This window comes from Ruegeria sp. D4, assembly GCF_056534475.1.
Genome location: NZ_JBQFPJ010000026.1, coordinates 35,737 through 51,720 on the forward strand (window position 1 = coordinate 35,737; position 15,984 = coordinate 51,720).

Here is a 15,984-nt window from a genome sequence, read left to right on the forward strand (position 1 = left end):
ATAAATGTGTGAATGTTTAATCAGTCGAAAACCCGCGCAAGACATCTCTTGCGCGGGTTCAGTGTTATTGACGCACGGCCGGAGTTTCGACCGACAGCCCGTTGCCACGTGAAGCAACATAAAGCTCCAGCGCGCGGAACTCATCCGATCCTTCGGCAAAGGTTTCCGCCCGCGTATCGCGAATACAGCCACGGAAACGATTGTGGCGCGAAATCAGCTTGGCCTGTTTCAGGCGGTAGGTCGGAAATCCGTTGATCATACCCTGGCTCAGGTGATCCGCCCGGATCATGTTGCCCCAGTTGTCCTCATGACAATTGGCGCAGCTCAGTTCCAACTGGCCATAGCGGGTGTAGTACATTTCCTTACCCTGCTCCCAATAGGGGGCGGCATCGCCATCAATAGCGACGTTCATCGGCATCCCGCGTGACTGCAGACCAATCAGCGCGACCATACCCTGCATGTCGCCGCCGGACCATTTCCAGGCATCGGCTTCCATGCGATCCCTACGACACTTGTTGATCAGATCTTCCATAACCATCAGCTTGCCGCTTTCGGCATCGACCTTGGGCATGGACGCCTGCAGCCCCTTGAAGCTTTCCACGCCATCATGGCACGAGGCACAGCTTTCACCAGCGGCACCATCGGCCGCCTGGAACAGGTCCGCCGCCTGGTCGACAAAGATCATCGCCGGATTGTCAAAATCGTCGATTTGAAGCGCCTGGGTTTCATCGGTTCGGAAATGCCACCCCGAATAGATCTTGTCGAAGTTTTCGACATGCGCCGGTGCCGCGGTTACCGAGATCATATCCAGCTCGTCGTTGATCACGAGATTGTCGCCGTCTGGTTCGGCCACCGCCGCCATTGGGAAAGCCAGAATAGCTGCAATCGCCGTAAGTGCCTTAGTTTTCATTACGTTCCTCCCTTGGTGGACAAGCGCCAGAACTCATAACCGGCGCTGACCTGCCTTAGCGGTCGAGCCGTCAGGCGATCTCGATCGATTTCTTTTCGTCGTAGACAGAACCGTCATCGTCGTACCATGTGAAGACAAACTCACCGGCCTCGGGCACAGTTGCTTCGAACTGGAAGTACGGGTTTGTCGAAATCGCCGGCTCCATCGTCACATCAACGACCAGTTCACCGTTAAACTCGCAGGTGAAACGGTTTATGATCGAACGCGGGATGACATTTCCTTCTTTGTCTTTGCGCTGACCGCTTTCCATTTTGTGGCTGATCAGCGTTTTGATCGTGATCGTTTCGCCAGCAGCGGCAGTCTTGGGAACCTTGACGCGGGGTTTTACACCGGATGCCATTGGTTGAACTCCTGTTCTTCAGGGCGCGTGGCGATCAGCCGCCGCAGCCGCCAATTGTCACTTTTACGGTCGCGGATGCCTTGGCAAAGCTGCCATCCGCCATCTTGGCCACGGCAATGACGTCCTGCGTTCCGGCAAGCCGAATGCGCGTGGAAGCAGCCTGTTCGGCCGCCAGAGGGCCGAAATTGAACGTGGCAACGCCCGGCTCGGGGTTACCTGCCGCCACGATCAGAATTGCGGAAGCACCCGGCGCACTGACTTCAATCGGTACAGTATTGCCATTCTCGGCAATTTCCGGCGCCGTAAGGGTGACACCACCGTCCGCCATGTCCGCCCCGCCGGTAAACGCCGCGATGGCATCTTCGGCGGCCGCATTGGCGCGGAGCGGCATCAGTGTCAGGAACGCGGCGCTCAGGCCAAGGGCCAGAGTCTCGCGACGAGAAAGTTCCATTTTCAATCTCCTTCGGATTCTCGCAATTTCACGCCTTAACGCGTGATCATTCCTCTTTCAGGGTCGCCAGAAATGCGACCACATCCTCGATCTCCTGCGCGGTGAGGATCGTCGTCAAAGGCGCTGACGGAGCTTTGCCGGTATAGGCGTCGCCGGGGCGAATATAGCCGTCATCCTTGTAGAAGGCGGGCATGACCGTTCCTTCAAACGTCATCTTGGCATTTGCGACCAAACCGCGAAGTTCTGCTTCGCTCCAACGATCACCAGCTCCGTCCAGCATCGGTCCAACTTCTCCATGAAACGGAATTTCCGCCAAGGCCGTAACCGCATGGCAGGCCACGCAGTTGCCCTTGGACTTGTCTCCGACGATGATCGCACCGTTTTCGGCATCACCTGCAACGCCAGTCAGAGAGACCTCGATTGCACCATAATCATCATAGGCTACGTCTTTCGGGCCTGTGCCTGCCGCATAAGCGGCGACACCTGTCATTGCGCAGACCAAAGTTAAGAGTCTCAGCTTCATGATCCCTCCCATTTGCTACCGCGCCGATGGCGCTTTGCGGCCCAAAGCTTTGGTGTACCGTAGTCGACGGGCAGGGTTCGTCGCAACATTAAATTCATCAAAATGAATTTTTTTATTTGTAACGCTATCGCTCAGTCCTGCGAAATATTGTTTCGCTCCTGAATGCGCCGCGCATGGTATCGTTGAAAATCTTCACCATTATCAAGTTCGTATCGTTTCTCATTGACCCAAGTAAAAAGATCCAGGGTTGTTCCTTTGGAGAACGCGCCTGGCATGACGGCAACCGCCGCATTGATGGCTGTGACGTCCTCGGGCACCTCTTCCGGCAGAAAAACAAGCGTCGGGGTGAACAGAATCCCCCACTTGCGCATCAGCGCTCTTTGCTCATTTTCTTCCCCGTCAAAGTCGGTGGCGGTGGTGCTTCCATGCAAATCCAATTGGACCACAAAGAAGTTGTCTTCGATATACACCGCCAGATCAGGCTGGGGAAAAACCTCATCATGCATCTTTTTGCAATAGATGCAGCCTTGTTGTTCAATGAATAAAACCAAGCGCTTACCTTCACTTGAAGCCTCTTCAAGGTCCTCGCCGAGGTCCTTGAACGTATCGCGCATCCACGGCGTTTTGTGCAAGCCGTCGTCGCCCAGTTCCGCAGCGGAAACTGCCCCACCCAACAGGCACGCTGCCAGGAAAAGTAATACTCGGTTCATGTCTTCCTCCTGTCTTAGCCAATCGCCGCGAGCCAGGGCATATGGTCCAGCATCCACTGGGCGATGAGGTTGATAGAGTTGGTTGCAATCAGCACGCCGAAGAGAATCAGCAGCCCGCCCATTGCCTTTTCGATCAAAGGCAAATGCTTCCTGAACCGCGCCATCCATTGCATGAACGGGCGAACCAAAAAGGCCGCCAGAACAAACGGCGCGGTCATTCCTGCACCGTAGACGAACAAAAGCATTGCACCACGCCAGGCCGTCTCGGTACCTGCCGCCGTAAACAGGATTGCCGCAAGCACCGGTCCGACGCAGGGTGTCCAGCCAAAAGCAAAGGCCAGTCCAAGAACGTAGGCTCCGATCAGGCTTATATTCGACGTCTCGCCTATGTCCGCGCGAAACTGGCGATACAGAAACCCGATTCGGACAAGCCCAAGGAAATGCAGTCCCATTGCAATGATGATGGCCGCCGCGATCCAGCGTAGAATGTCAAAATACTCTCGGACCAACTGCCCAAAAATCGAAGCCGTCGCTCCGAGAGCCATGAATACGGTGATGATCCCGGCCGCAAATGCGATTGCAGATAACGTGGCCCTGCGACGGACGCCGGGCGAAATGGCGGAACCTGCTGAAATCTGCTCCATCCCGACACCCGCCAGATAGCTGAGGTAGAAGGGCACAATCGGCAGGATGCAGGGAGAGAGAAAAGATAAAAGCCCCGCGACCAAAGCTCCTGCAAATGTAATGTCGAGCATGGTCAAACCCGTCCCAAAACGCTATCATTCACACATTCAAAATAGTAAAGATATAATGCTGCGGTCAATCGGAGCTTGAGATGCGTCAATTACTCTTGCTTGTTCTGGCAATCACATTGCTTGTTTCCCCTGTGTCTTCGCGGGCCGAAATGACACTTCTGATGGCAGAGGAAGATGGGTGTATATGGTGCGCCCGTTGGGATTCCGAAATCTCTCAGATCTACCCGAAAACGCCCGAAGGACATACCGCACCATTGCAGCGCGTCGATATCCACGCAGCACTGCCAGACGGTATTTCTCTGACAAAACCTCTCTACTACACGCCGACCTTTGTTTTGTTGGACAATGGCCACGAGGTCGGCCGGATTGAAGGCTACCCGGGCGAGGACTTTTTCTGGGGCATGTTGGGTGTTTTGCTTCGTGACGCAGGAATACCGATTGAGACCTCTGGCTAATTGGCGGCAAATTATATAAACTGTTTTGAATACGTGAAGCCAAGACAGCGAGGCATTCTTGTTGGACAAACCATCGAAACTGCCTGTGTTCTCGAAGGACATGTGTGCGGAAGATCTGGACCGAATGATGGAAAATGCCCAGACGGCATCAAACTTCCTGAAGGCTATCAGTCACGAAGGGCGTCTGATGATCCTGTGCTATTTGTCCTCGGGGGAAAAATCCGTCACCCAGATGGAGGAGATGCTATCGGCTCGGCAGGCTGCGGTCTCTCAACAACTGTCTCGCCTGCGCTTCGAAGGTCTGGTCAAAACCCGGCGCGAAGGAAAAACGATCTACTACAGACTGGCTGACGACCGATCGACACAGATTCTCGAGGTTGTTTACGATCTTTTCTGCAGGGAAAATTAGAGGCCCTGTCTGAAAGGCCGCCAGCTTTGGGAGGGGACTGGCCATGTTCGAATTGCTGGGAGACGCCAATTCCGTTGCCCTGATCGGATTGATCGGCGGGATAGTGTTGGGATTGGCGGCACGTATCGGTCGTTTCTGCACGTTGGGCGCGATTGAGGACTACCTATACGCGGATGATGATGGGCGGTTGCGAATGTGGGCGGTGGCAATCGGTGTGGCCATTGTCGGTAGCCACGTGGCTATGGCGTTGGGTTGGCTCGATCCCGTCGAAACGACATATCTTGCACAATCGTGGAACCCGCTCGGCTCGATCGTGGGGGGGTTGCTGTTCGGCTACGGCATGGCCATCAGTGGAAACTGTGGCTACGGCGCATTGGCAAGGCTGGGGGGCGGTGACCTCCGATCATTCGTAATCGTATCTGTCCTTGGTCTGTCAGCATACGTCGCGATGTCGGGCCCTTTGGCGTATCTCAGGGTTTCGGTATTTCCTGTGGAAATGGATATCGGCCAGCCGCAGAGCATCAGCTTACTGGCCGAGCGCTTGACCTCTGTTCCGGCCTGGTTGATTGGCACGCTTGTCGGCGCCGCCACGGTGGGTTTCGCTCTGGCAAACGAACGGTTTCGCCGCACCCCGTCGCGGGTATTTTGGGGCACAGCCGTAGGACTGGCGGTCGCCTCAGGTTGGCTTGGAACGTATCGGGTTGCGTCTCATGGCTTTGACGGAGAGACGGTGCAGACCCATACATTCGCAAAGCCGCTGGGTGACACGATACTCTATCTGATGACGGCGTCCGGCACCACGCTTTCCTTTGCTGTCGGTTCGGTCTCAGGTGTTCTCATCGGAGCGTTCCTTGGATCCTGGTCCAAGGGCCATTTCCGGTGGGAAGCGTGCGAGGATCCACGTGAACTCAAGCGGCAAATGCTGGGTGCCGCCATCATGGGCCCGGGCGCGGTCATCGCGGTTGGATGCAGCGTTGGACAAGGCATCTCTGCCTTCTCACTTCTTGCCTACAGCGCGCCCGTCACATTCGCTGCGATCTTCGCCGGGGCAGCCCTTGGTTTGAGGCAACTCGTCTCAGGGCTGTCTTTCATAACTGAGCGTTGAGTTCCTAATTCAACGCCAACCGGAAACAACTTCCCGCCGCCTCCCTGACGTCGGTGAGTTTCTTTCGCCAATAATCAGTTCGTGTTGATAGCGTTTTCTTGATTAGCGCCTCATACCTCATCATGATCCAGATATGTCGGTCGAAATTGAAAAGTGGCTAAATGATCTCGGATTGAGTCAGTACGCAGATGCTTTTGCGGAAAACGATATCGATGCGCGCGTTCTGCCATTGTTGACAAGCGACGACCTCAAGGAGCTTGGGGTAAGTCTGGGTCATCGAAAAATCATTCTCGCTGCGGTTCGGGAACTGAGTGGCCAACAGAAATTGCCCACTTCACCCCAGTCAGCGGACGGGCGAGTCGATGAGAAGGATGAGGCATTTGTTTCTGATGAGGCTGAAAGTGGAAGTCCATCGAAAAGAAGATCTACAACACAAACAGCCGCTGAGAGGCGACATTTAACAGTCGTGTTTGCTGATCTGGTTGGCTCGACAGAACTGACCAATCGCCTGGATCCCGAAGACATGCGGGGTCTGTTGCAGAATTACCAGGATGCCGTCGCAGGGGCGGTAAGCCGATATGGCGGCTACGTCGCGAAATATCTGGGCGATGGCCTTCTGGTGTTCTTCGGCTGGCCAACGGCCTATGAAGATCACGCTGTTCGCGCGGTAAAGGCCGGTCTTGAGGCTGTTCGACGGGTCAAAGAACTTAAAACGCCGGACGGCGAGCGTTTGTCGGTAAGGCTGGGCGTTGCGAGTGGTGATGTGGTGGTCGGCGACACGGTCGGAGAAAACACTTACGAAGAAGGCGCAATGACCGGCCCGATCGTCAATCTTGCGGCTCGGTTGCAGGAATATGCAGAACCAAACTCAGTCGTCTTGTCTGTTGAAGAAACCGAAGCAGCCTTGCATCAGATTTTCGAGTTCAAATCTCTTGGGCAAACCGAACTCAAGGGGTTCAGAGAACCACGCACTCTGTTGAAAGTAGTTTCGGAGCGCAGCGCGGAGAGCCGTTTTCGCGCTTCACACAGAAATGACGCCGGCAGCGCCATGATTGGCAGGGATTACGAAAAAGGGATCCTTTTGCAGTCGTGGCAACGTGCCAAAAGCGGTCATGGGGAAGTTGTCCTTCTGGCGGGCGAGGCCGGAATCGGAAAATCGCGCCTGACAGAGGAATTCCTTGCAGAAGTCGCCGCAACTGACGAAGCCGATGTGATAAGACTGAACTGTTCCCCTTATCTGACCAGCAGTCCTTTCCACCCGGTTACGCAGCGAATTTCCCAGGACGCGGATGTTGAACCTGACTTTGATGACAATCTGATCCTCGACCATGTCAGGAAGATGCTGGAGGGCAGAAAAGGCTTGGACTGGGAGAAGGTCTTGCCTGTTTTCGCCGCCTTGGTCGCGCCTCGTAGCGCGCTCGCTCGAGAAGTGCTCGACTTGACGCCGCAGGAGCAGCGCGACCTAACAATTCAAACCTTGATCCACGCGGTTCAGGTTCGGTCAAACGTGCGTCCGGTTATTCTGTGCGTTGAGGATGCTCATTGGATCGATCCTTCGACGCAGGCCCTGTTGGAGCGTTTCAAAGCGATTTGCACCGATCTTCCCCTGATGATGTTGATAACGCACAGACCGGGCTGGGAAATGGCCCGTGACGATGGAGCCTCGCACGTTCAGACCCTCTTGCTGAGGCGGTTTGATTCAGCTCATGTCTTCAATCTGGTTCGCAATATTACCGGTCAGGATCCGGACGATGCGCTGATCGCCGCAATTGTTGAGAAGACGGATGGCGTGCCCTTGTTCGTCGAGGAACTGACCCGTGCAATCGTGGAAGCCGGAGAGCAGGGACAAATCCACATACCGTCGTCTTTGAAAGGTGCGTTGATGGCGCGGCTCGATGCGGTTTCACCAGAGGCCAAACAAGTCGCGCTTACGGGATCCGTCATTGGCCGGGAGTTTGAGCCGAGCATATTGAGTGCCGCAATGAGCCTAGATGAAGCCGACATCATCAAGCGTCTCGAAGAGCTTTCTCGTACCGGCCTGATCTTTGAAAGCGGGCATAATCGTGGGCATTTCGTTTTCCGACATGCCCTTATTCGTGACACTGCCTATCAGTCTATGTTGAGCTCTACCCGAAGACAGCAGCACTCAGGTGTGGCGCGGGCTTTGCTGCAGATGCGATCCGCTGAGATTGAACGCAGACCCGAATTGGTCGCCCGCCATCTTTCAGAGGCCGAAGAATGGCCCGCTGCGTTCGAAAAATGGCGCACTGCGACTGAAATGGCCCTCGGGCGATCCGCTAGTCAAGAGGCGATGGTCAACGCCCGGGAAACACTCAAGGCAGCGGAAAATCTCGGACCTGAGAACAGTGCTGAAACGATCAAGAGCAAAATACTGATCGGTCGCAGCCATGACAGCCTGGGTCAGTTGCCAGAGGGTATAGCGGTCTTGAAAGCTGCTTCGGACGCAGCCCGTGTCATACGTGACGTAGAGCTCGCTGCAGATGCGGCCAACCACTTTGCGGATTCGTGTATGATGTCGAGCGAGAAATACAGCGAGGCAATTGAACTTTGTGACGACGCGCTGAAGGACCTGCCCGACCATGACGAAGTTCGCCGGTGCAGGCTGATGAGCCAACTTGCGCGCGCGCACATGTTTGCTGGCCAGCTTTCCGAGGGCGTGCGTTTTGGCCAGCAATCCATGGAACTGGCCGCGAGACTGGGTGATTACAAATCCCAGTTCTCTGTGATGATGATGCATTTTGGCGCGCCGTTTGTCGCGCGCAAAGGAAGAGAGGCACGCCATTGGCGTGAAAACCTCGATGCCATGCATCGGGTGGCCGAGAACCTGGGAAGTATTGATCAGGGCCGGAATTGGACACTCAGCCTGTTTGTCGGAGCCGAAATGGCCGACCGAGACCTGATGGACAAATCGCTCGAATTGCTGGCGGAGAACTCGGAAAAGGAAAACCATCTGCAGCTCTACTGGGTTCAGAAACACGCACGCGCCATGATTGCAATTATGGACGGCGATTTTGACCAGGCCGAAAAGCATGCAACCGAGGCGGTGCAGATAGGTCGGAAGACCCACGGCGAACACGTTGAGGGCGTCTTCGGTGTTCAGATGTTCACCATCCGCCGCGAACAGAACCGTCTGCACGAGGTCGCGCCGGTGATCAAAAAACTGATGACGGACAGCCCCGATGATATTTCCTGGAAACCGGGCTTTGGCCTGATCGCGGCAGAGTTGGGATATACAGAACCAGCCGAACGCATTTTGAACGAAATGGCAGAAAATGGCTTCGATCTTCCACCGGATGCCATGTATTCGACCACATTGTCCTATCTTGCCGACATTTGCGTCGCCGTTGAGAACCTTAAGCATGCCAAGACCCTCTTTGACATGCTTGCCCCATACGAAGAGCTGACGATCACCGCTGGGGCAACCACAGTTTGCACCGGGGCCGCTGCGAGACGCCTTGGCAGTCTGGCCGCGCTGCTGAAGGACTGGGATATTGCCGAAAGGATGTTCGAAAAGGCTATCGAAATAGACACGCACATGAAATGCCCGCCCTGGATTGCGCATAGCAAGGCAGCCTACGCATCCGCGCTGCGGCGCCGGGGTAGCGCGAGTGATCTGAAGCTGGCGTTTCAACTGGAAGGGGAAGCGTTGGCAATTTCACAGAAATTGAGTATGGTTTCCTTAAGGTCAAAGCTCGAAGGAACAGCCAGTTAAGGCCATACCATGCTTGGGGGAGCATCATGCCAAGGTACATCATAGAAAGACAATTCGCCGAGCAACTGAATGTCACCGACGATGACAAAATCCACATCAAGCAGATCAATGACGAGGTCGGAGTCGAGTGGATTTTCTCGTTCCTGAGCGCAGACAAGCGCAAAACATACTGCCTGTATGAAGCCCCTGACGAGGAGAGCCTCAGAAAGGCGGCCGAGCGCCTGAACATTCCTGCCGATGTCATAACACCTGTGGATCAGATTGATCCGGGCATATTCGCCTGACCGTCAGCCGGTCTTTTACCTGAAAGAACGTAGCTCCTTCGTGAAGGGCTTCATAAGTACATGAGGCAGCCGTGCAAGAAGCCTGACCTGACAATGGGGAGGCCCAAGCATGTATGACCTGAAAACACTCGACGGAAGCACAGCAACTGTGGATCAGGAAGCGCTGGACGCGCTGGATGCCTCACTTCGTGGCGGTGTCTACCTGCAGGGAACTTCGGAATATGAAAGCGCAAGGACGACCTGGAACAGTATGTTCGAGCGTTATCCCGGGTTCGTAATCCGCGCCATGGGGGCGAGTGATGTCCAGAAGGCAGTGAACTTTGTCAGAGACGCAGGCCTCATGATGTCGGTCCGGTCCGGTGGGCATCAGATTGCAGGTCATGCTGTCGCAGACGAGACCGTAATGCTCGATCTGTCCCAGATGCGGTCTGTACACGTGGATCCGGTCAACAAGATTGCGCGGGTTGCGCCAGGTGCACTGCTTGGCGACGTAGATCGCGAAACTCAGGCTCATGGGCTTGCCGTTCCCGTTGGCATCAACTCGACCACGGGTATCGCAGGCCTGACCTTGGGCGGCGGCTTTGGATGGACCACCCGGAAATTCGGCATGACTATCGACAACCTGCTTTCGGCAGAAGTCGTGACCGCAGACGGCGCGATTGTAACGGCCTCTTCCACGAGCCACCCAGAGCTTTTCTGGGCCATCCGCGGTGGGGGTGGAAATTTCGGGGTCGTCACTTCCTTCGAGTTCCAGTTGCACGACCTCGGACCCGATGTTCTGTCGGGACTGATCGTACATCCGATCGAAAAAGCGCCGGAGCTTCTTGCCCAATTTGCGGCCATTGCAGACAATTCCCCTGATGAACTGACCGTCTGGAGCGTAATGCGCAAAGCACCGCCTCTGCCTTTCCTGCCGGAGGAATGGCATGGGCGGGAAGTGCTGATCTTTGCGGCTTGCTATAGTGGACCGATGGGCGAGGGTGAAAAGGCGATGTCACCTTTACGTGCGCTCGGCGAACCGATTGCCGATGTCATATCACCGCACAAGTTCGTGGACTGGCAAGCCGCCTTTGACCCCTTGTTGACGCCCGGAGCCCGGAACTATTGGAAAAGCCATGATTTCGATGCGCTATCCTCGGGTGCGATAGCGGGTCTGCTGGAGGCAATTTCCAGCCTTCCCGACCCGGCGTGCGAAGTCTTCATTGCCCATGTAGGTGGCGCAATGGCCCGCGTTGAATCCAGCGCGACAGCGTATCCGGAAAGATCGGCACATTTCATCATGAACGTTCACACGCGCTGGGAAGACCCCAGCAAGGACGGAGAATGCATAGAATGGGCGCGCAGGCTTTATGAGCAGATGCGACCACATTCGACTGGCAGCGCGTATGTGAACTTCATGCCAGAGGACGAAGCGGATCATATGACTTGCGCGTACGGCGCGCATGGCGAGAAACTAACAAAGATCAAAGGCAACTATGATCCAAATAATCTGTTCAGGATCAATCACAACATCTTGCCCGGGTGAGGCCATGCAGTGCTTGCAAGGTCGGGCTGAGTAGAGACCCGTAACCTGATTTGGTACCGCACAAATGCTCTCTTGGGTGTGCCAAAAGCCCGCAGGGACCTCTTGGTTGCCGTCTTGAGGGTCCATACGAATCCGGTTTCGAAATCAACCGAATGAGGCGGCGAAGAGAGGACTGTGCATTGCATATCTGCCGGTCTTGCTGATCGAAGCGTTCCGCCAGCTTCACCATAGCCGGCTCTCGTTTCCCGACCTGAGCGGCGCGCATGTGATCAATAAGGTAGTGCGCCCGCCGCTCTCATTCTCGGGGGACTACACTACACACTGGGTCTAAATAGCCATTGCAGGCTGTCCAGACCTTTGGATGACACTTATCCGCTTTTCTCTGAACGAGCATATCCGACGACGCCAATTCGGTTTTGGAAAGATGCGTACAGATTTCTTTTTGATACTTCCTCGACAAATTCCGATTTTTGACTTTGTTTCATAAGCGCGTACAATTCCAACAGCTTTTAGCGTTGGATTTTCAAGTTGGCCCACCTTCACGAAGACGACGGTAGGAAAAGCGGCCAGCACGGGAGGGGGAAATGAAGAGATTTTCTGTTTGGTTGTTTGCCCTCCTGTCGCTTACGGGGTGCTGGGAGAAGGAAGAGGAAACAGCCGAAACGGTCGTCCGTCCCGTCAGAGCAACCGAGATTTCCGATCTGTCCAGTTTGCATGACCGGTATTTTGTTGGAACAGCCAGAGCCGCGCGCGAGGTGTCCCTGGCATTTCGCGTCCCGGGCAACGTGGTCGGAGTGGACGTTCAGGTTGGCGACCTGGTGGCCAAGGGCGACGTTGTCGCAGCCTTGGACCCGGCCCCATACCAGGCCGAGGTCGATCGGCTTTCAGCAGAACTTGAGAGCGCGCAGGCGACGTTCGAGAACGCCAAGCTTCAAACGGACCGGCAACGTTCATTGGTTGAAAAAGACGTTGCTGCGCAAGCGACACTTGATCGGTTTGTCGCGGGTGAAACATCAGCTCAGGCAGCAATCAATTCTGTCCAGGGCGCGCTGGACAGGGCCACCTTGGATTTGACCTATACAAGCCTGACTGCGCCATTCGATGGGCGTGTGGTCGCAAAATACATCGAGGATTTTGAAGAGGTCGCGGCACAAAGCCCGGTTCTGCGCATTCTGGATGCGGAGCACATCGAAGTGGTGATCGATATCCCCGAACGATACATCGCCCTGATCCCGCATATCGAGGACATAACCGTTACTTTTGACGCTTTAGGGGACGTGATCCTGCCTGCCGAGATCAGTGAGATTGGTTCTGAAGCTTCTGCAACCACCCGAACCTTCCCCGTCACGCTGATTATGGAGCAACCAGAAGACTCGCTTGTTCTTCCGGGCATGGCAGGGCGTGTCAGCGGTCAGCCAAAGGAAGGGCACGAGCCATTTGACGCGATCACGGTTCCTGCCAGCGCGGTTTTTGTGCCCGAAGGGGAAACCGCCCCTCATGTCTGGGTGTTTGACGCAGCCTCGGAAACCGTGACCGCACGGAAGGTTGCGCTTGGCACACCCCGGTCGCAAGGGGTCGCCGTCAGCGAAGGACTGGAGTTCGGCGACGTGGTCGTTACGGCCGGCGCGAACTCTTTGCGAGAGGGCCAGAAGGTGTCGCTGCTTTCTGAGGATCCGGAATAATGGGCCTTGCCGCATTCGCAGTCCGCAACGCCAAGTTTGTTTGGTTTACGGTCGTCATGCTTACGTTGGGCGGCATTTCGGCGTTCTTCAGTCTTGGCCAGTTGGAAGACCCCGAATTCACCATCAAGACCGCAGTTGTAACCACCCCCTATCCCGGTGCCAGCCCTGAAGAAGTTGAGCAGGAGGTCACCGAACGGATTGAACTCAAGCTTCAAGAGATCAAGGAAATCGACTACATCTCGAGCGAAAGCCGGGCCGGCATTTCGACCATCAAGGTCGAGATCCGTCCGAATTACTGGTCCGATGAACTTCCCCAGATCTGGGACACGCTGCGCCGCAAAGTCAGGGACGTGGAAACAGACCTGCCCCCTGGCGCAGGCCGTCCTGCTATCAACGACGATTTCGGTGATGTCTTCGGGCTTCTGCTGGCCATGACATCTGATGGGTTTGCCGCCCAGGAACTCGACCGGTTTGCCGAAGACTTCAAGCGAGAACTCTCATTGATCGACGGTGTCGGACGCGTCGATCTGTGGGGAGAGCGCGACAGGGTCATCTATCTGGAAACACGGGAAGAAACTTTGGCTGCGCTGGGCGTATCGGCTCAGACCATTCTCAGCACCTTGCAGACGCAGAACGCGATTGTGGATGCGGGGCGGGTGAACATTGGCGACTACCGCATGCGGATTGCGCCAAGCGGTACATTCACCAGCCCGACGGACATTGCAGATCTGGTGGTGCGGCCAAGCGGTCTGGATCAGGTTCAAAGCGGCCAACGTCGGGGCCCGGAACTGCTCCGGCTGGGTGAAGTTGTCGAGGTCAAGGAAGGTTACGCTGATCCACCGACCACCATGATGCGCTATAACGGTCTTCCGTCCATTGGATTGGCGATATCCTTCCAGTCAGGTGTCAACGTCGTCAGCGTGGGAGAAGCTGTAGATGCGAGAGTGTCTGAACTGATCGCGGCCCTGCCTGTGGGCATCGAGGTTGAGCGGGTTCATTGGCAGTCCGACGACGTGAATCTGGCAGTCAGTAGTTTCCTGATCAGCCTCGGACAGGCCGTCGCGATTGTCTTGGTCGTTTTGACCTTGGCGATGGGTGTTCGGATGGGCATCATCATCGGCAGCGGGTTGATCTTGACGATACTCGCCACCTTCATTCCGCTGGCGATGCTGGGCATAGATCTTCAGCGCATGTCCTTGGGCGCGCTGATCATTGCGCTGGGCATGATGGTCGACAACTCAATCGTCGTGGCGGATGGCGCAATGGTTCGGATGTCGCAAGGCATGGATCGCGCGAAAGCCGCAATCGACGCCGCAACGCGCCCCGCCATGTCCCTGCTTGGGGCCACGTTCGTCGCCGTGATGGCCTTCTACCCGATCTTTGCATCTGTCGAGAGCGCGGGAGAGTACTGCCGAACACTTTTCTCGGTTGTCGGGATTGCGCTGCTGGTCAGTTGGCTGTTGTCCATGACGGTCACGCCACTGCAGTGTGTTGCCATGCTGCCCGAGCCAAAGGGCGGAGCCAGCGAGACTTTTGACACCGGTCTCTACGCCGTTTACCGCCGTTTTCTGGCCGCCGCGATCCGGGTTCGCTACCTGACGATCGGTGTAGCCCTGGGTGCTTTGGTTGTCGCAGGCGTGGGCTTTGGTTCGGTCACACAACTGTTTTTCCCAACCTCTTCGATGACCAAGTACATGATCGATTATTACGCGCCCGAGGGAACGCGGATTGAAGCCGTGTCAGAAGCCATCAAACGCATCGAAGAGCAGGTGGAAATGGATGACCGCGTGACTGGTATCGCAAGTTTTATCGGGGCAGGCCCGCCGCGTTTCTACTTGCCCGTCGATCCCGAAGGGACCAATCCGTCCTACGCGCAAGTCATCGTGAACGTCCAGGATTACCGGGACATTCCCGAGATGACCAAAGCCATTTCGCTGTGGATGTCCGAGAATATGCCCGAGGCAACCTCGTTCACGCGCCAGTTTGGTGTGGGCCCCAGCAATACCTGGGCGTTTGAAAACCGTATCATCGGCCCGGCAGATGCCGATCCCGAAACCCTGCGCGAAATTGGCGACCGGGCTGTTGCGATATTGGATCAGCATCAATGGACGAAGGTGGCGCGCACCGATTGGCGCAACAGGGTCCTGAAGACCGTGCCTGACTATGACCAGGACCGGGCACGATGGACGGGCATCACGTATGAAGACCTTGGCAACACGACGAAACGCGCGTTTGACGGCCGTTCGGTTGGCCTCTACCGCGAGGGCGATGAGTTGCTGCCGATCATCGTCCGGCCCGGCGCGGAAGATGTGGCCGCCGTGGACAACTTTGAACTTCTGCAACTGCAGTCTCCGTTTTCAGTGGAACCGGTCCCGTTGGCCCAGGTCGTGCGCGGCGTGAATATCCAGCCGGAAGACCCAACGATCAATCGCCGCGACCGGCGCCGAGTTCTCACCGTTCAGGCCAACCCCATCGACAGCGTTACCCTGCCAAGCTATCGCGCCGCAGTTATCGCCGATTTTGACGCGTTGGAGGCCGACTTGCCGCAAGGCTACAGCATGGAGTGGGGCGGAGAGTACGAGGACACGGTATCTGCTCAGGCGTCCCTGATCCCCGGAATGATACCCGCGTTTTCGATCATGGCTCTTATCGTTGTTGGCCTGTTCAACTCGTATCGCAGACCGCTGGTCATTTTTCTGACCGTGCCTTTTGTGCTGATAGGCATCGTCCCCAGCTTGCTTCTCACGAACACACCCTTCGGGTTTGTGGCGTTGCTCGGCGGCATGAGCCTGGCTGGCATGATGATCAAGAATGCGATTGTTCTGATCGATCAGATCAACGACAACTTGGCTGAAGGTCAACCGGGATACGACGCCGTTTTGAATGCCGGCGCCTCAAGACTGCGCCCCGTCGTATTGGCCGCGGCAACCACGGTTCTGGGTGTCATACCACTGCTGCCGGACGTGTTTTGGGTGGGTCTTGCTGTCACGATCATGGGCGGATTGACGGTGGGCACGATGCTCACAATGATCCTCGTCCCGG

At 56.0% G+C, this 15,984-nt stretch carries 14 protein-coding genes; 8 read left to right on the plus strand and 6 right to left on the minus strand.

All coding sequences use genetic code 11. The features are described from left to right. Positions 1-64: 64 nt before the first annotated feature. The 6 genes from soxA to ACR0MI_RS22350 all read right to left on the minus strand — a co-directional run bounded on the left by soxA (position 65) and on the right by ACR0MI_RS22350 (position 3,749). Positions 65-910, minus strand: coding sequence for a sulfur oxidation c-type cytochrome SoxA (soxA, locus tag ACR0MI_RS22325; protein ID WP_170817378.1), 846 nt, complete (start codon positions 908-910; stop codon positions 65-67). A 70-nt stretch (positions 911-980) separates the two neighbouring features. Next, positions 981-1,310: a thiosulfate oxidation carrier complex protein SoxZ gene (gene soxZ / locus ACR0MI_RS22330; protein ID WP_170617232.1), complete on the minus strand. Its 330-nt coding sequence runs from the start codon at positions 1,308-1,310 to the stop codon at positions 981-983. Positions 1,311-1,344: 34 nt separating this feature from the next. Then, complete coding sequence (gene soxY / locus ACR0MI_RS22335; protein WP_170617230.1) at positions 1,345-1,761, minus strand: thiosulfate oxidation carrier protein SoxY; 417 nt, start codon at positions 1,759-1,761, stop codon at positions 1,345-1,347. Positions 1,762-1,807: 46 nt separating this feature from the next. Then, on the minus strand, positions 1,808-2,284 hold the full coding sequence (gene soxX, locus ACR0MI_RS22340) for a sulfur oxidation c-type cytochrome SoxX (RefSeq protein WP_170617228.1): 477 nt from the start codon (positions 2,282-2,284) through the stop codon (positions 1,808-1,810). A 131-nt stretch (positions 2,285-2,415) separates the two neighbouring features. Further along, positions 2,416-2,994: a thioredoxin family protein gene (locus tag ACR0MI_RS22345; RefSeq protein ID WP_480855624.1), complete on the minus strand. Its 579-nt coding sequence runs from the start codon at positions 2,992-2,994 to the stop codon at positions 2,416-2,418. 14 nt (positions 2,995-3,008) lie between these two features. Then, positions 3,009-3,749 (minus strand): cytochrome c biogenesis protein CcdA, encoded by a 741-nt coding sequence (locus ACR0MI_RS22350; RefSeq protein WP_170617224.1) that lies wholly within the window; start codon positions 3,747-3,749, stop codon positions 3,009-3,011. A gap of 80 nt (positions 3,750-3,829) precedes the next feature. On the opposite strand from ACR0MI_RS22350, the gene ACR0MI_RS22355 reads away from it, so the two are divergent. From ACR0MI_RS22355 to ACR0MI_RS22390, 8 genes are all read left to right on the plus strand, one after another. Beyond that, the gene (locus ACR0MI_RS22355) at positions 3,830-4,204 is read left to right on the plus strand and encodes a thioredoxin domain-containing protein (protein WP_170617222.1); all 375 of its coding nucleotides are present in this window, start codon (positions 3,830-3,832) and stop codon (positions 4,202-4,204) included. A gap of 100 nt (positions 4,205-4,304) precedes the next feature. Continuing rightward, positions 4,305-4,613, plus strand: a complete 309-nt coding sequence (locus ACR0MI_RS22360; protein WP_170617300.1) for a metalloregulator ArsR/SmtB family transcription factor — start codon at positions 4,305-4,307, stop codon at positions 4,611-4,613. A gap of 43 nt (positions 4,614-4,656) precedes the next feature. Next, positions 4,657-5,718 (plus strand): YeeE/YedE family protein, encoded by a 1,062-nt coding sequence (locus ACR0MI_RS22365; RefSeq protein WP_170619808.1) that lies wholly within the window; start codon positions 4,657-4,659, stop codon positions 5,716-5,718. Positions 5,719-5,851: 133 nt separating this feature from the next. Beyond that, the gene (locus ACR0MI_RS22370) at positions 5,852-9,451 is read left to right on the plus strand and encodes an adenylate/guanylate cyclase domain-containing protein (RefSeq protein ID WP_480442244.1); all 3,600 of its coding nucleotides are present in this window, start codon (positions 5,852-5,854) and stop codon (positions 9,449-9,451) included. A 26-nt stretch (positions 9,452-9,477) separates the two neighbouring features. Next, on the plus strand, positions 9,478-9,735 hold the full coding sequence (locus ACR0MI_RS22375) for a DUF4242 domain-containing protein (RefSeq protein WP_170617216.1): 258 nt from the start codon (positions 9,478-9,480) through the stop codon (positions 9,733-9,735). A 109-nt stretch (positions 9,736-9,844) separates the two neighbouring features. Further along, positions 9,845-11,260: an FAD-binding oxidoreductase gene (locus ACR0MI_RS22380; protein WP_170617214.1), complete on the plus strand. Its 1,416-nt coding sequence runs from the start codon at positions 9,845-9,847 to the stop codon at positions 11,258-11,260. 584 nt (positions 11,261-11,844) lie between these two features. After that, the gene (locus ACR0MI_RS22385; RefSeq protein ID WP_170617212.1) at positions 11,845-12,942 is read left to right on the plus strand and encodes an efflux RND transporter periplasmic adaptor subunit; all 1,098 of its coding nucleotides are present in this window, start codon (positions 11,845-11,847) and stop codon (positions 12,940-12,942) included. After that, positions 12,942-15,984 (plus strand): efflux RND transporter permease subunit (locus ACR0MI_RS22390; RefSeq protein WP_480442242.1); only part of this gene is annotated, 3,043 nt, incomplete at its 3' end. The genes ACR0MI_RS22385 and ACR0MI_RS22390, both read left to right, overlap by 1 nt.

Bases quoted from the DNA above. Each gene is read 5' to 3' on its own strand.
- soxA (WP_170817378.1), bottom strand. From the start codon at position 910: ATGAAAACTAAGGCACTTACGGCGATTGCAGCTATTCTGGCTTTCCCA.
- soxZ (WP_170617232.1), bottom strand. From the start codon at position 1,310: ATGGCATCCGGTGTAAAACCCCGCGTCAAGGTTCCCAAGACTGCCGCT.
- soxY (WP_170617230.1), bottom strand. From the start codon at position 1,761: ATGGAACTTTCTCGTCGCGAGACTCTGGCCCTTGGCCTGAGCGCCGCG.
- soxX (WP_170617228.1), bottom strand. From the start codon at position 2,284: ATGAAGCTGAGACTCTTAACTTTGGTCTGCGCAATGACAGGTGTCGCC.
- ACR0MI_RS22345 (WP_480855624.1), bottom strand. From the start codon at position 2,994: ATGAACCGAGTATTACTTTTCCTGGCAGCGTGCCTGTTGGGTGGGGCA.
- ACR0MI_RS22350 (WP_170617224.1), bottom strand. From the start codon at position 3,749: ATGCTCGACATTACATTTGCAGGAGCTTTGGTCGCGGGGCTTTTATCT.
- ACR0MI_RS22355 (WP_170617222.1), top strand. From the start codon at position 3,830: ATGCGTCAATTACTCTTGCTTGTTCTGGCAATCACATTGCTTGTTTCC.
- ACR0MI_RS22360 (WP_170617300.1), top strand. From the start codon at position 4,305: ATGTGTGCGGAAGATCTGGACCGAATGATGGAAAATGCCCAGACGGCA.
- ACR0MI_RS22365 (WP_170619808.1), top strand. From the start codon at position 4,657: ATGTTCGAATTGCTGGGAGACGCCAATTCCGTTGCCCTGATCGGATTG.
- ACR0MI_RS22370 (WP_480442244.1), top strand. From the start codon at position 5,852: ATGTCGGTCGAAATTGAAAAGTGGCTAAATGATCTCGGATTGAGTCAG.
- ACR0MI_RS22375 (WP_170617216.1), top strand. From the start codon at position 9,478: ATGCCAAGGTACATCATAGAAAGACAATTCGCCGAGCAACTGAATGTC.
- ACR0MI_RS22380 (WP_170617214.1), top strand. From the start codon at position 9,845: ATGTATGACCTGAAAACACTCGACGGAAGCACAGCAACTGTGGATCAG.
- ACR0MI_RS22385 (WP_170617212.1), top strand. From the start codon at position 11,845: ATGAAGAGATTTTCTGTTTGGTTGTTTGCCCTCCTGTCGCTTACGGGG.